Source organism: Sporosarcina sp. P1 (assembly GCF_002743155.1).
Lineage (GTDB): Bacteria > Bacillota > Bacilli > Bacillales_A > Planococcaceae > Sporosarcina > Sporosarcina ureae_B.
The window spans coordinates 86,326-102,320 of record NZ_PDYS01000009.1; the positions used below are offsets into that span (position 1 = coordinate 86,326).

Annotated in this window: 15 protein-coding genes and 1 riboswitch; of the genes, 2 read left to right on the top strand and 13 right to left on the bottom strand. The window is 42.3% G+C overall.

Annotated elements, in window-relative coordinates:
- Positions 1-126 precede the first annotated feature (126 nt).
- From CSV73_RS10415 to CSV73_RS10475, 13 genes are all read right to left on the bottom strand, one after another.
- Positions 127-360: a hypothetical protein gene (locus tag CSV73_RS10415; protein WP_099627502.1), complete on the bottom strand. Its 234-nt coding sequence runs from the start codon at positions 358-360 to the stop codon at positions 127-129.
- An 87-nt stretch (positions 361-447) separates the two neighbouring features.
- A complete protein-coding gene (locus tag CSV73_RS10420) occupies positions 448-894 on the bottom strand; it encodes a GNAT family N-acetyltransferase (RefSeq protein WP_099627503.1) in 447 nt (148 codons plus the stop codon).
- A 428-nt stretch (positions 895-1,322) separates the two neighbouring features.
- Positions 1,323-1,580 carry a hypothetical protein gene (locus CSV73_RS10425; RefSeq protein WP_099627504.1) on the bottom strand — a complete coding sequence of 86 codons (258 nt, stop codon included), beginning with the start codon at positions 1,578-1,580 and terminating at the stop codon, positions 1,323-1,325.
- Positions 1,581-1,703: 123 nt separating this feature from the next.
- A complete protein-coding gene (locus CSV73_RS10430; protein ID WP_099627505.1) occupies positions 1,704-2,117 on the bottom strand; it encodes an ABC transporter permease in 414 nt (137 codons plus the stop codon).
- A 145-nt stretch (positions 2,118-2,262) separates the two neighbouring features.
- Positions 2,263-2,712: a hypothetical protein gene (locus tag CSV73_RS10435; protein WP_099627506.1), complete on the bottom strand. Its 450-nt coding sequence runs from the start codon at positions 2,710-2,712 to the stop codon at positions 2,263-2,265.
- A gap of 364 nt (positions 2,713-3,076) precedes the next feature.
- Positions 3,077-5,296: a transglutaminase-like domain-containing protein gene (locus CSV73_RS10440; RefSeq protein ID WP_099627507.1), complete on the bottom strand. Its 2,220-nt coding sequence runs from the start codon at positions 5,294-5,296 to the stop codon at positions 3,077-3,079.
- Positions 5,293-6,339, bottom strand: coding sequence for a DUF58 domain-containing protein (locus CSV73_RS10445; RefSeq protein ID WP_099627508.1), 1,047 nt, complete (start codon positions 6,337-6,339; stop codon positions 5,293-5,295). Before CSV73_RS10445 ends, CSV73_RS10440 begins: the two co-directional genes overlap by 4 nt.
- An 11-nt stretch (positions 6,340-6,350) precedes the next feature.
- Positions 6,351-7,295: an AAA family ATPase gene (locus CSV73_RS10450; RefSeq protein WP_099627509.1), complete on the bottom strand. Its 945-nt coding sequence runs from the start codon at positions 7,293-7,295 to the stop codon at positions 6,351-6,353.
- Between the two features lie 3 nt (positions 7,296-7,298).
- Positions 7,299-8,930 (bottom strand): ABC transporter ATP-binding protein, encoded by a 1,632-nt coding sequence (locus CSV73_RS10455; protein WP_099627510.1) that lies wholly within the window; start codon positions 8,928-8,930, stop codon positions 7,299-7,301.
- Entirely contained in the window at positions 8,903-9,772 is an 870-nt protein-coding gene (locus CSV73_RS10460) for an energy-coupling factor transporter transmembrane component T (protein WP_099627511.1), read from the bottom strand. Before CSV73_RS10460 ends, CSV73_RS10455 begins: the two co-directional genes overlap by 28 nt.
- An 18-nt stretch (positions 9,773-9,790) precedes the next feature.
- Positions 9,791-10,327 carry a DUF4430 domain-containing protein gene (locus tag CSV73_RS10465; protein ID WP_099627512.1) on the bottom strand — a complete coding sequence of 179 codons (537 nt, stop codon included), beginning with the start codon at positions 10,325-10,327 and terminating at the stop codon, positions 9,791-9,793.
- 9 nt (positions 10,328-10,336) lie between these two features.
- The gene (locus tag CSV73_RS10470) at positions 10,337-12,172 is read right to left on the bottom strand and encodes a prenyltransferase/squalene oxidase repeat-containing protein (RefSeq protein WP_099627513.1); all 1,836 of its coding nucleotides are present in this window, start codon (positions 12,170-12,172) and stop codon (positions 10,337-10,339) included.
- Between the two features lie 18 nt (positions 12,173-12,190).
- The gene (locus tag CSV73_RS10475) at positions 12,191-14,254 is read right to left on the bottom strand and encodes a DUF4430 domain-containing protein (RefSeq protein ID WP_143560954.1); all 2,064 of its coding nucleotides are present in this window, start codon (positions 14,252-14,254) and stop codon (positions 12,191-12,193) included.
- Between the two features lie 154 nt (positions 14,255-14,408).
- Positions 14,409-14,546, bottom strand: a riboswitch (cobalamin riboswitch).
- A 546-nt stretch (positions 14,547-15,092) separates the two neighbouring features.
- On the opposite strand from CSV73_RS10475, the gene CSV73_RS10480 reads away from it, so the two are divergent.
- Both CSV73_RS10480 and CSV73_RS10485 read left to right on the top strand, forming a co-directional pair.
- Positions 15,093-15,431, top strand: coding sequence for a hypothetical protein (locus CSV73_RS10480; RefSeq protein ID WP_099627515.1), 339 nt, complete (start codon positions 15,093-15,095; stop codon positions 15,429-15,431).
- Positions 15,432-15,446: 15 nt separating this feature from the next.
- Entirely contained in the window at positions 15,447-15,662 is a 216-nt protein-coding gene (locus CSV73_RS10485; protein ID WP_099627516.1) for a hypothetical protein, read from the top strand.
- The last annotated feature ends 333 nt before the right edge of the window (positions 15,663-15,995 follow it).

Genomic DNA, 15,995 nt, shown 5'->3' on the forward strand with positions numbered 1-15,995 from the left:
AATAAATATCTAGAACTTCTTAAATTTTAAAAAATGACTTGTTTTATGAAAACGGACATAATCCTTATTGAAGAATTACGTCAGTTAATAGAATTACTCTTCATTTTTCGGGAGTGTTTTTCCATTCTAAGACGGCATTACCCAAACTTTATATTTATCGTCTATTGATCTTTCTGTCATCACCCTAAATTCTTCTACCTGCGCAAGTCTAAAAGCTAAAGCATACGCTATTTTATAATCAGATGTTGCATAGCCATCGTACAGTTTTGCATACATTTCATTTGCAATTGAATCGGCCCAAACGTCCGCTTCGAACAAGCTATCGAATATGAAATTTTCCGTTTTCCATTTACCTGTCATCGGCTCACTCCTACCTAGTCCTCTTACTACATAAAACTAGATTCTACACACTAGAGCCATCCGTTAACGATAGAATCTATCATTTACCTAGTAAGATAAACTTAATTCATAATGATAAAATTGTGTATCTCGCTCATACCCGTTTTTCTCATATAGTTTTTGAGCCGTGTAGTTATCTGGTGCCGTCTCCAACACAATACTTTTTGCGCCTGTTTCACGGGCATAGTTTTTCGCCTGTTGTAAAAGTATTTGACCAATTCCTAGTTGTCGGGCTTCTGGATCTACAAACATATCATTTAGTATCCAAGCTTTTTTCATCGAGATGGATGAAAAAGTAGGATACAGTTGTGTGAAGCCGACATACTTTTGGTTTTTCTTCACTACAAATACTACAGATTCTTTTTTTTCCAGACGTTCTTTTATATATTCCTTTGCACCTTCCACATCTGACGGTTGTTCGTAGTACACTCGGTATGCATTGAATAGATTTGCTACACCTTCCAAATCCGCAATCGTAGCTTGATATACTTCCATTTGAAATCCCCCTAGTCGTTTTTATTTCTACATTTTGTATTTCATTAATCCTTGAAATAATCCTATTGTGTAGCGGCAGCAATTCTAATTCGAAAATTGGACCTATTGTGGTAGAGCTATTTCTCATTAACGCACCCGAAAGTTGGGTAGTAGTTTAAACTCGTTGATTTGTGCTGTAGACGGACGTGTTCCGGAGGTCATGCGATGAGCTCCCCGAGTCGTCGGCTGTAACGAAATGCAACTTAGTGAACACTTCTGAACTTATCCCATAAACTTTTTCCATTAAAGAAATCAAATAAATTATTAGTAAGATTTTTTTGCTTTGAAATCTTATAAATTCTAGAGTATAGAAATTAATAATTGTTAGCACTGGAATAAAAAATGGAAATGCCAGCATACCTAAACTGCTAAAAACACCATCTATTAATTTATTCTTCATCATTCTTCAGGTATAAACGGGTAGTAATAATACTAGCAAAAACAACAAAAATGAACAGGCCTGAGCTAATCACAACCATACTCAGCCCTACCCAAGCACCAATAACGAACGATGCTATAAAAATCGCAACAAATGTATAAAAGCTAATCTGTAATGAAATTTTATTGGTTTGTTTAAATACTTTGGATATAATAAAAACTAATAAATTTGCAAAAAAGCCTATGCTAATTAGAGTGAATATATCCATTCTTATCCTCCCTTTGTTTACTGCATAATGCACTATGAGACAAAGTGGCCCATTTCAAGCACAATGCTTTCTTCAACAATTACGCTCGATGTTAGAAAATAACTCATTTAAAACAATCTGTTATCATAATGAAATGTTAACCTTCTTTTTAAATATAGAATTATTGATAGTATATAATATTGTAATGATGATAGCGCTAATAAATGGATAACCGATATAAACTGCTAAATTCATATGTTCAATTAAATTAAATTCTCCCCATTCAAGCCATAAACGCCAGCCCATTCCAAGACCGCTTGAAATGATACAGAGCGTAAAAACAAACAATACTCTATTTTTAAATAAGCCCACAAATAAATTTGCCGCAATAAAGTACATTGATAATGTCGCAATCATATAAAACAAACTAAACCCTTTTAGTCCGGGAATTACAAAAGTAAATGATATCCCTGAAAAGAAAAGAATTGTGCTAATCGCAAAAGCCAAAAATGTATTCCTTGATTTCCCGATCCGGTTGTAGAACTCTTCTCCTAACAAGAGCTTCCCTCCAATGTTTCATATCGCTCTTTAATAGTGAACAATATGATTGCAGTGTATTTCACATCGTTAAATGACCTATTTATAAAAAGTGAACGCTAATCATTCTATCCGTTAGTTGGATCACACTAAGAGATCTACATAATTAACTACTTACAATTGATGAGAAGTCATCAAAAGCGTTTAATACATTCTCACCTAATGGATGGGCAAGTTCTTGATTTTTTAAAGGCAATATTCCTTCTCTTTCAAGTTGTTTCAGGTATTCTTGAAACCCAGTACAGATAGCTGAGATATACTCTTTCAGATTGAATTCATATTTAAATATACCTTCTGGATAATGACCATTATGTTCAATTAAAAGTCTTTCACCATCACTGGAAAATATATAGTAATCAAAGTTTCCTTCACAATCTAGTTGGGCTTCACTGATTTCGCCTTTATATAAAGAGGCAAGCGTTGAGAAAAAATTAGGTATCGCTATAAAGCCTATCCCTGATTTAAAACTAAATAACTGTGTATCACTCGAAACGTCAAATTGAATATCCCCACCACTGAAACCGATGTCAATAAAACATATATAATTAGTGTTCATAAAATCCCTCTCGATTGTTGTACGATTCTTATTCATTTAACAGCCCAAATTAAATTAAGATAAACATTCAAACTTTCTGATTAGTGTGCCGGAGTCTCAGAAAATTTTCACGTGGATTTTTAAATTTTATTTAGCAACTCGGAATCAAGAAACCCATAAATATTCACCCGTTGCAAAAAATGCTCTCCCTATATTTATTCTGTAAATTATACCGTCTACAGACCATGCATCACTCTACTATTCATACGTTCATAAAGTGCCGAAGGGTTCGTTTTTTCCAAAATTTCTAATTTATTCAATTATATCTCCATTTTCAAAAAAGAAAAGCACCGTGTTATGCGATGCTTTTTCTCTACTTCACTATTTATTGATAACGTACGATAAATCGTAACTTCTTCAACCCTTTTTTCGATTTCTTCACCACAGTATGAACGTGCGCAAATAACGTTTCTACCTTCGCGCGTTCATCATGGGTAACGCCGTGTGGACTGTACATAGCCTTTTGATAGATTTTCAACCCGTCCTCGAAATCCTGTTGAAGTTGCGGATCGATTTTACCAACTGCCTCAGGTAGCATTTCGAATGAAGGCAGCTTCGCGACAACTTGTTCTTTTTCTAGCATCTGCACCATGAACTGAACATGGTGTACAACGGCTACTCGATGATCTTTCACTTGAAGTTTTTGTTGACGTTTTCTTTTTCTTAAGAAGTACAGCAATAACAGGAAGAATATAACGAACGCAATGACGATATTCATCCAGAACCATATAGTAGTGTTCGAATTCACTTGCTTTGCGTCTTCTGGCTTATCTTGATCTTGTTGCACTTCTGTCGTGTCATTCGGTTCAGGTTCAGCCGTACTTCCGCTGTTTGCATCCGGTAAATCAGCGCCTGCTGCTGGGTAGTCTTGTTTATTGATGTCCGGCATTTTTTCAGCATACCCCGGCGTCACTTCAATCGGCACCCAGCCGACCATGTCGACGTAGATTTCTGTCCACGCATGGGCATTTTTCTCGCTGACGTTGATTTCACTGAATGACTGTAAATCTTTCACGTCATTCAGTCCGACGATATAGCCTTCCGCATAACGCGCAGGCGTGCCAAGCATTCTGAATGCCAATGTAGCAACTGTCGCATAATGAACTGAATAACCTTCTTTCGACACTTCCAAAATCCCTGTCAGGAAATCCTGGTCTTTTATCGGTTTGGCATGTTCGTTATAACTCATCGACTGTGCGAGGAAACGTTCCACTTCCTGAATTGTTTGTTCGTACGGTAAACGTGTTTCTACATCGAGCACGCTTTCGTCCATATGATTGCGCAATACGGTTAAACTTTCTTGCGGCACCGAAAGATATTCATTGTAGACATATTGGTTATAATAACTTTCACGACGTAAATAGTCGGTGTCTTTTGTTTTGTACAACGCATTCGCGATTTGCGGATAATCGGTGTACGGTGTCAGCATATAGTGCATTTCCACTGTCCGTCTGCCAAATATCCCTGTCGCATGTAGCGCGTCGGCTTGTTTGGTACGGAAAAGATTGGCATCCAACTCTGCTAATTCATACGGTGCGTAAATATAGCGACTAGAAGCAGCGACGTTTTGAATGACGAGTTTCGCTTCTTCGTACTCATCCTGCAGACTACTTTTCGCAGCCAAGCTCAGTTGTTTCGCACCCGTGAAATCTTCTTTCTCTAGCGCTTCAAGCAGAGATTTCTCTTCCCTATACGCTTCCCCATCGATTTCCTTCCAGCCGCTCGGCGTGTAAGTCGAACCGACGAATCCTTTCAAATACAGTGGACTCGGATTTTCCATCGCGACTTTTAACGCGGTATAATCGCCCGGTGTAAACGTGGAAAGCCGATCGAAGTTGCCAGCTGTCAGCACAGGTTCTTCACCTTTAAAATAGCGTAACTTCTCGCCTTGATACCGTACAGTATCTTCCATTTTCGAGCTGCCCGTAAATTCTTCATTACCATTTTCATTGATCACCGTATAAATGAACATTAGCATGACCAATGAAATAGGCACGATCGCAATCCGTTTCCACCAGTGTACAGTTAATTGATTCATATACAGCAATGCCAGAATCAGTGCCGCGAAAAATAGAATATCGAGAATCAATGCGGGTGATGTGCCAAGTAGTAATTGCATCGACCAAATCACGATAGCGAGCGCAACAGGAATCCAACGTTTTTGATTCGCAATGGCGTAATAAATGGCACTGCCAATTAGCAAAGTGATTTGACCGAGGATCATGCCGTTTAGCCACGAAGTCGTTTCATTGACGGACAATAGATCCATATAGATATGTTTGTGTTCTGAGAGTGTGATGAACAACGCGTTGATCGTTCGTTTCACGTCGTCTATGTACGTTGACAAGAAAATCAAACTAAAGATCACGCTTGCGATCAAGACGATGTCGCCGCCACGCTGTTTCCACAGTATCCGTGCAATCATCCACAGCAAGACGAGAATGAACGCGGGCATGCTACTCATCTCAGGAAACAGCATCGCACGGATGACGAGGAACGCCGCTATGAGGACACTATACGCAACTACTCCATCTAGCCATTTCATGCGACTGATCCCTCCTTCTGATCCGAGATCACGATCGTCTGATATTCGGTACTACGCGCACTATTGGTCGTCAATACGATACAGCTTGGATACGTTCGTCTGAGCTTCTTCCACTGTTCATCTGACATCGAAACGTGCGCAGCACTTCTCGTCAACACTTCTTTTATCGCGTTCGCTGCCCCTCGTTCATTGTCGATCGTCAACTGCTCACCTGTCGAATGATCCACTAGAAGCTGGACTTCGTGATCGCCTGCAACATAGGAATAAAGCAGAGCGGAAAACGTCTCAATAAATTCGTTGTATAGCGTCACGCGATTGGTAAACGATGTAAAATCGAGCGTCATCATGACGGCATCTCCTGTCAGCGTTTCATGCTGCTTGACGAATAACTCATCCACTTTACTTGATAATTTCCAGTGAATTTGTTTGACCGAGTCGCCCGGTTTATACACCGACAACTCCGCCAGCTCTTCGCCAGCGATCTTCTTCATCGGGATCATGCCCGGCGTTTGCAGCACATGTTGATTTTGCTCGATGCGTTGAAGTTTCAGGAAATACGGATTCGGCATGATCAACATTGCGGACTGCGTATCCATTTTCTGCATCGAACGGAAAAACGTGAAACTGTCTTTAATCGTCAGTTGGTTGATTCGTATAGTCACTTGCCCCATATATTTCTGCGGTAGCACGAACGAAAACTCTTCCGTACTTTTCGCTGGGATGGACAATTTGTGCTGGTGACTTTCTTGTCTATCAGTAAATATATGTTCGATGACGAGATGTATTTGTAGTTGTGTAACGGATAAGCGACTTGTATTTTGTACGCGCAGTTGATAACCCATTTGTTCATTTTTATAGATTTCATTCGCGGTGATGATCTCGCACTGGATTTTTCCTTTGACGAGATAGACGCTCAACACGAGCCACAGCCATAAAAGAAACGAACCCGCTGCGAATAATAGAGCAAAATGCGTCGTCGTGAAGATGAAAAACGCGAGCGTAAACAGCAGCCACACGACGCTTATGAGTAATGTCCATATCATACGATCAGCCCTTAAAATGTCGCAAGCATTGCTTGGTCGGGCGTGGCAACACTTTGCAGTAATTTTTCGAGTAACGTATCCTGCTCCTGTTCAGTACCTGGCACGCTCGACATGACGATGCGGTGTCGGCTCGTCGGCAACCACACAGCGTGGACATCTTCCGGAATGACGTAATCGCGTTGTTGTAAGAAGGCATGCGCTTTCGCCATCTGGCATAGAGCGAGTGCGCCACGTGGACTGATTCCTTGATGAATCGACGAGTGATTTCTCGTTTTCTCGGTTAGTGCCGTAACGTAGCGCAAGATTTCATCGTGAATGAACAGGTTCTGTACTTGGTGTTGTAGCGCAAGCAATTCGTTTTTCGTAATGATTTGTGTGAGTGAGGATAATGGATCTGCCTGCTGACGATTTCTCAGCATGTCTACTTGATCTTCAAAATCGGGATACCCTACACTCAACTTGGTCATGAAACGGTCAATTTGCGCGCTCGGTAATGGTTGTGTACCGATTGTACCGTACGGGTTTTGCGTCGCGATAACGTGAAACGGTGCCGGCAGCGGATAGGTCATGCCGTCCACTGTTACTTGTTTCTCTTGCATCGCTTCAAGGAGCGCAGCTTGCGTTCTCGAAGACGTCCGGTTAATTTCATCGCCGAGCAATAAGTTGCACATGACCGCGCCTTCTTTAAAGACGAATTCGTTTTTCTCTTTGTCGAACATCGTGAATCCGATGACGTCAGACGCGACAACGTCCGGTGTGAACTGGATGCGGTTCGAATCGAGACCGACGACTCGGCTGAATGCTTTCGCGAGTGTCGTTTTCCCAACTCCCGGTAAATCTTCTAGCAATACATGTCCTCCGGCTAGGAACGTCATCCACACTTTTTGTATGACGTCGTCTTTACCGTTAATTACCTTTTTCATTTCATTCAGTACGTGTGTTGATGGATTGCTCATTGTTTAGTTCCTCCTGTTGTTTAAGTTCACAGCGTCCACGATGTCTTCTGCTGTGATGGCATATGGGAATAATCCGCGTGCGATTTTGCTGGCGGCGGTTGTGTAGAAGCGATTGGATGTGAAAAAGGTTTTTGGATTATTGATTGCGATGAGTGATTTATCGAACAGCATACCAACACGTGTCGATACTTCTGCTGCAAATTCAATATCATGCGTCACAATAATCGTCGTGATGTTCTGTTTTTGAAGCGTTCGGATCAACTCCGTCACCTCTCGTTTAGATAGGACATCCATGCCTTTCGTCGGCTCGTCAAGCAATAAAACATCTGGTTTATGCAATAATAATTTCGCAAGCGCGGTCTTCTGCTGCTCTCCACCACTTAAATCAAATGGATTTCGCTTTGCTAAATGTTCGATATGTAGCTGTTTCATCATGCCAGACACAGCGGATTCTCTCTGTTCTTTCGGCAATTTCTGCACAGGAACCGCGTGGGTCAGCTCTTCTTTCACTGTTGAATGCATAAATAAAGCTTGCGGATTTTGCGGCAACAAGACGATATTGCCTTTCCACTTATCCGGCACGACATTATCCATCCACACCTTTCCGGCATACGGCTTATGCAGTCCAGCGAGCAATTTCAATAACGTAGACTTGCCGACTCCATTGCCACCGACAATCGTAAAAATTTCGCCGCGATGTACGGTGAATGTCATATCGGCGAGTAGATCATCACTCTTCCGATTGTATCGAAAATACACATCTTTCACTGTGATGAGCGGTGGATGCTTTTTTTTCACCGGACCCATTGGCAGAATGGCCGGTGGATATTGCCGTATGAAATCCATTCCCTCTCGCACCGTAATCGGCGTCTCATCACGGAAGCCGAGCTTATAATAGACACGCATCGCGGTCGTGAGTGCGTCGAGCATCGGATGTTCTAGCAAGAAGTTGCCGATTGCTTTAGGCGTCGTGTCATATAGAAGCGAGCCGTTTTCCATGAACAACACTCGATCGCACACCGGTAATAATTCTTCTAGCCGATGCTCCACAATTAAAATCGTCATGCCGAGTTCGCGATTGATTTTCTCAAGCAGTGTCAAGAACTCTGAAGCCGCAATGGGATCAAGTTGGGAAGTCGGTTCGTCAAGCAATAAAATATCCGGCTCCATCACAAGCACTGCCGCTAGATTGACGAGTTGCTTCTGCCCGCCTGATAAATCACTAATACTGTTATGCAACCAGTTCTGGATACCAAAGAAACTGGCGACTTCGGCGATTTTCTGCTGCATGTCTTCCGTCGATACACTCATATTTTCGAGACCAAATGCCAACTCTTGCCACACTTTCTCCATGACCATTTGTTCATCTGGATTTTGCATCATGTAGCCAATAGCAGTCGCTGTAGTCGACACAGGCAGTTCATCGATTTTTTCACCGTTAAAATACACCGTGCCACTAAGTTTACCGTTCGGTCGCATTTCCCGCTTCACCATTTTCAATAACGTAGACTTTCCTGAACCGGTAGGACCGAAAAGCGTTACGAATTCTCCTCGCTTAATCGAAAAGCTAATGTCCTGCAACACATGGTGTTCTTCATAATGGAAGTTTAGATTTTCGACTGTAAGTATCGCCATTTGACACTCTCCTTCGCTTCATAGATAAACGGTAATAGCATGAGCAAACCGATGATGACATAATGTCCTGCGCCTAGTGTCTGTTCACTGATCTTCGGGTAATACTGCGTTTGGTGCTGCGTAAAGTATCCGATGTAATACAGAAGAAACAGAACGAGACCAGCCGTCAATATTCCATCCCGTTTCGTGAACCGCATCACCTTATACTGCGTTCTCTCTTTCGTGATCCCATATCCTCGCGCTTTCATGATATCTGGCTTTACAAAGACAAACTCCGCTGTCTGAACGAGCGTCTGCCGCCACAATGCGAACGCGCGGCGAAGTTTTTCCACTCTGCTCCCGACTTTGTAATAGCCGATCCCGCGTTGTGCCATTTGCTTTTCACGCCATTTTGTTTTGAATAACGGAATGAATCGCCACAGCATGGAAACGAGGATGCAGAGGTTAGCGGACACGTTCGTCAGTACGGCGAGTACTTTATTCGTCGTGAAAATCTCGAAATAACTCTTCGTCCAGAAACTGGTTGCGACTACGGCTCCCGCAACGACGAGTCCTTTCGTCACGGCTTCAAGCGTTACCGCGTGGTCATTGAGGAAAAACAACGGAGTGAAACCGTTATGGACATAAGTCGGATAGGCTGCGGCAAGTAGTAGAAAGACCAAAAAATAATAGATCAAGTCTTTACTAGCAGACCGTACACCATGCAGCATGAAGTAATACAAAATGCCCCCGATCATGGCCAGTGCCACGATGATCGGATGAAACGAGCTGAACATCGTGACCAAAACAACTGTTACGTAGACAAGTAGCAATATAGGGTGAAAGTTTGAGAATGCGCTCATCTAGTTTCCTACTTTCTGTTATTTTCGTATATAGCCATCTAGATCTCTACCTAAATCACATGTGTAATGGAACTCCACTTCATCACCGTCTTGCAATTCGTATTGACTGACGCCACGGCTCGGAAATTCGTTGTTCACTTTGTACATCCAGCCGCTTAGCGGACCACAATTGAACTCATACAAATAGGCGATGCCTTGTACGTAAATACTGTTGTAAATATTATAGTCCGCTCCTTGGTACTCCATCGGGATGCGGTGATGGCGTGTCGCGCGATCGAGTAGATCAAATGCCGTATCGCCACTTTGCAGCACATACTCCGTTTTCTCGAGGATTTCGCCGTCTGGTTCTACATATTTCTCGAGACCCGGCTTCAACTTGTCCATGGAATCAAGGACGGTGTCACTGCGTATTTCAAGTGTCACCGTCTCCGACTCTTCCGTGATCTCGTCGATATGCGTCAAATAATATTCTTCTACCGATTGAATCTTCGTTCCCGTGACGAGCCACCCGACGATGAAGAGGATGAATGCTACGGCTAATAGATCTTTCTTCATTATATCCCTCTAGTCTCTTTGACGCCTTCTTTTTTTGATTCTCAGTAGCACTACGATGAGTAAACCTACTGCAACGATTCCGAGCCCCCATGAAATGCGCTGTGCTCGAACGGCGTTGTCAATTTGCGTTTTTGATTTCTTGAGGTCTTCATAGTTCAAGACTTTTCCTTGATCATAGGGAGACAGTGCGTTGAATCGCTCGAGAATCGCATTGACGTTGTCTTGATCTTTGCTTGTTAATTCATTGAATGGATACAGTTGATCGAGTACATCTTCATTGATACGTTGGATCTCGGCTTCAATTTTCTCCATCTCTTCTTTGTATTCGTATAGTTGGGCCAATTGTTTTTCAAAGTCGCCTTTGTTATCTGCTTGTTCGAACTGGTCGATCAGTGAAACGACGTCAATATACGGCTCTGTCGTCAGAGGTGTAGGAATCGCATCGATTCTCTCTACATCTTGTTCGGTAATACTCCGTGGCGCGGTTTGCTCTTGATAGATCGGTGCAATCGTGCCGGCGCCCTTCGTGTACACTTCATAAGCCTCGCTGAATGCAGGAAGATCGAGTGGGATGGACTGCTTTTTTGCAGCTTCCGCGAGCTTATGGAAGTTGTAGACATAGGACCGTTCCTCTATCGGGAAGTTCTCGTATGTATCGAGCAATTGCTGAAGCTGTTTGGCGTTGGTCTGTTCATTGATAGCCTGAATGTCTTCCATCAACTCCATCATTTGCTGCTTCATCTCTTGCGGATTTTCAGGGCGGAAATCATACATGGAACGATAGCCGTTTTCGAGTCGGTAAAGCGACACCAGTGCATAGAGTACTTGCTCAGAAGCCATCGAGTTCGATTCATCCGGTAAGGAAGATGGATTATCCGGATTATACGTTTTTGCATGGACAAAACCGCCATCATCCATTTGGTAGTCCATGATGAAATCCAGCAAGGTATGATCGCCTTTCTTGAAGCGTTCGTCTTCATTCGGATGGATACCGAGTGACGTCAGCGCAACGAGTACTTGTGCCGCACTTTCGACATTGGGGTCATCTAAAGTGCTGAACCCACCAGTTGCTGTTTGCATATCAGACAACTTCGCTAGTGCTTCGTCAACGATGGTACGAATCGTTTTCGTGACATTCTCTCCTGTATCTTTTTGTGTATAGCTGAATTCTTCCGTGCTTTGATAATATGGCGAGAGTGCTTGGATTGCCATGGCGGTCATATCGGTCTCAGCTTCGTCTTGATAAAACGAAAACCCACCATCTTCGAGTTGCAGGGAGAGAATTTCTTCGATGATCTCGGTTCTTGTCATATCCGCGTCATCCGGCACTTTATAGCGCATACTATCGAGCGTGATCAGCCCCCAGATCCAGCCATTGATCCCTTGTGCACCTAAAGAAGTTTTCAATCCACGATTATACGTACCGTCCGCGATCAAGTTGATATCTCCAATAGCTGTCGGGTCACCGCCCGCTGCCAAGATCGCCAATGAAATCCGGTGCCATTCTGTCGCTTTCATATCGCTAAGCTGATCTTTCGTTTTATAGCGTTCGATGACATTATTCTTGATGACCGCGAGATACGCCTGGTAATCGTCAGGATATCCAATGCGGCCGAGACCCACCGGATACCAGTCACCATTTGTATTACCCGCATGCGCAAGAAACGGTTTGCTTAGTAAGGGGGCAGACTCTGCGATCTTTTCATCTTGCTTTTTCCACGCAATAATTTGTTCAATTGTGTGCAACAGCGAATCTTCTTTTTCAGGTGTCGCGAGCGCAACGGACGGCCATAATACCGCCGTCATCATCACGATCGTCACTAGCCATGCATAGACATTTCTCATTCCGTCACTTCTCTTTCCTTACCATTCTTTATCCCAATTCGCATCACTTGTACCTGAACTGTCATGCCCACCAATATCTTTACCATAATGAAGGGTATAGCGAACTCTCACTACATCTCCATCGAGGAAATAAGCATCCGAAAATCCATAGTTCGGGTAATCGCCATTGACGCTGTACATCCAGCCAGAGCCGTTCGCGAAATCAAATTCACTTAAACTATCTGGTGAATAGGCATCCCGATTTGAAGTGGTAGACACTTTCTCGACTACTTCCCATAGATCATCGGGAATCGCTACATTGTTCAACATGCCCGGCTTACTGACGTCTCGCAAATAGAAACTGCTGTCGAGGTTTCCAGTTTTTCCATATGTGAAACCATTATTGCGCAGTAGCTGATCCAGAATATAGGAACCTCTTTGGCCTTGGTGTATATCCATCTTCGTCGGCTTGATGAGATAGGGAATTCCTAATACCGAAGCTTCTAGACTGATCGTTACTTGACCGATGACACCATCTTCTGCAGGTGCTACTGACGTGACCGTGAATGTTTCTGCCACTGTGCGCCCTTCATCGTCCCATACTTTGATCGTGACGGTATTTTGTCCCGTTCGCAATGTAAGTTTATAACTGGTTTTCACGCTGTCATCCCATGTGAACGGAATATTTTCTCCATTGACTTGCACTTGGACGTTTTTCCCTCGAATGCGTTCCCCTGATGCAGTTACCGGCCAGACATTGATCGTCTTGATGTCTCCTTTGACTTTCCTGCCTGATTTTAGATCGGTCACGAGTTTCGGTGCATCGGGATCTACTTGCGGGTTCCCGTTCTCATTCGGATCGTTATAAGTGATTGTATACTGCCGTTCCAATTGTTCGTCTTTATATTGTCCAACGAGTTTAATAATGTTCGTTCCATTGCTCAGCTGTACATGATAATTCGTACTATCCGATGATTTTACCAGTTGATCATTTACGGTAATGCGGAGTGGTACTTCTACTTCATTCGCTGTAGCTTTCGCATAGAATGAAAAATCTGCGCCATTAGCTTGTTGGTCTTTTAAGTCTGTTTTCAATGAAATAGCGATTTTTTCTTTCTCATAGATCACGGTATAGGTCTGGTCCGCTTTTTTCCCATGTCGTTGCGCGGTGAGCTTGAGCGTATTTTTCCCTTCAGCTAGTGTGGCTTTATACGCGCTGCCAGCCAGTGGCTTTAGTTCTTTGTTATTGACGAAGACCGTTAGTTTGGCATCTAGTTCACCTTGCGTGGCTGTTGCTGTGAATGTAAGAGATTCTTCATTCACGGTTTGATCTTTTAATTGCGTCGTAATGACGATATCGTGAGCATTCAGCATCACGCGATACGACTGACTGACGCGCAGTAGTTTGTTATTCGTTTGTTTATAGATTACTTGAAATTGAATATCGTTCGTGCCTTCCGTTAGCATGATGACACCTTGGTAGTCATCCAGTTTCTTGCCATTTAGCTTGACGTTCATTTCCTGGGGAATGAGTGTATCGTCCAGATGATTTACGTTGACGTTATATAATGGGCTGGTAACGGTTTCATTATTGGTGATGTTCGTAGTAAAGTAGCGATTTTGCTGATCCGCGATATCGACGATTTCGATGTCTGGCTTGGCATTTGGTTTTGGTTTACCTAGTGCCGGGGCTGTATTGCCGTCAGCAGGTGCGGTGTTTTTGTCGTTTGAATCCGGTTTCGCATCGGGTGTAGTAGTTCCCGGCTTGTCCATCGGCTTATTTTGCGGTTCCGGCTCAGGTTTTTGTTGATCGTGCGGCTGTTCTTGCGGTTCCTTTTGCGGCTTGTCCAGATTTGTCGGTTGTTGCGGGTTTTCTTGATCAGCATCATTTTCCATCGTTTGATTCGGTTCCGTATCAGAAGACCCACTTCCCCCGCTAGCTAACTTTAGCGTAGAAGCCACCACTTTTTCATTGAAATCAAATGGAGTCGTTTCTTCAGTAGAAGTCGCCGCATATGTAATTGTGCTAAATAGAAGTAAGACGATAAGGCTGTAATAGATATAATTTTTGTATTTCATGAATGCATTCTTCGTTTTTTTCATCCAACTCGTCCTTTCTTTACTTATAAAGGGATGTTGTGCACAGCGTTTTGAATTCAAAAAGTCCCCACCTCCTGAATGAGATGGGGACCATGTATGTTCAATAATTAAACTGCACAAATTGAATGATACACAAATCACCCTTTACCGGAAGGTGTCATGCTTACATACTTTGGCAAGTCTCCTGACTTAGGGGCAATTTTCCCATTACAGTGGCCGGACCGCTCAGGATTTTCACCTGATTCCTATTTACTCTTTGTTTACGGGACAAAGAACCAAAATACTCTATGTAACTGTTACTAAGCATATAGTTTTCGCGAGGTAAAATCAATAGACGGTGTAAGTTCATCGCGCTATTTTGTCTACACTGCAATCGCATCCTAACTTTACAGTGGTTGGAACTCGTTGATCTGCGCTACAGCCTGACGAATGTCCTATGGGCGAGCGGTGCACCCCACTTCGCTTCACTCGCAAAAGCCGTTCTTCGTTATGGCTCTCGGTGTAGCCGGCTGTAGCGAAGTTCAACTAAGTAAGTGCTTCAAACGTACTTCCCAAAACGCACCCGATTGAAGTGTAGTAAGTCTTACACAACAACTCCACACCTTAATTGAGTAAAAGTAAATCCTTCATTCTAGATTTTCTATTAACTTTTATACACCTACTAGTTGAAAATATGTTACCTCTTCATTTATATATATTTTATATTTATCCACTAAATTCCAAACGTCAGAATCCTAAATCAAATAAAGAGATGTACCCTCAGTCTTATGACTAACAATTTTTTAGCCGTAGCTGATATAGTATTAGGTGCTTCTGAACCTTCTCGAAATGGTTTCCGAGCATGGTTAGAACTAGAGGAAACCTAGATAATCTGAAAGAAGAAATAGTTGACTCACTTTCTCTTCAAACATATATTACCGCTACACCTTATTTGATCGCTAATAAAGCAGATCAGATTGGTAATAGTAGTAAACCGTTTTTAGAAATCGTTGAATTACAGCCCAATTATCTAGGCATGGTTCAGAAAAAGGAATTACTTGCGAAAACACTTTTAGAAGATAGAAGTATTTTTAAAATGCAAGATACTATGAACAACAAGGAAAGAGCGAGGCACGAAGGTTTTTATAATACTATTAATGTTCTATTTGAAAAAATCATTTCAATAATAAACGAAAAATAAAGGAGTTAATTGACAATGGATAAATTCAATAATTTTAATAAAGCCAAAGAAGAAGTCAATACGAAAGCACCTTTCACTAAGAGCAGTATTCCACCTAAAAAAATTAAAGAAACGAAAGAACAGATGTCAATAATGCTAACACCTACTCATAAGAGAAAGTTACGATCATTAGCAGACGATTCCGGCATGAGTGCCAGTGAACTAATTGCTTACTGGATCGACCAAAATTAATAATGGGTTTTTCTCTTTTAAATAAGGCTTCAAATTAGCGTTTAATGGAGGATTACCTACGAAATCTTTTCTAAATGCGTTACAGAGCGATTTAGAAACATGAAATATGTAGTGTTTATAGTGAAAACAGTCTACTTATCGAATAAGTAGGCTGTTTTTTGTGTCTTTAATAACCAAGAACCAAAAGAATAACTTGCAAGTTAAATAAATACTAATAATAAAGCCTGATTTCCCTTTTAAATGCTAGGGAAATCAGGCTTTTGATGTTCAACAATCGCGCCCTTTAGTTGAATAAGGTTAGACCTTAAAATTACTCGTTTCACTAAGTATTCC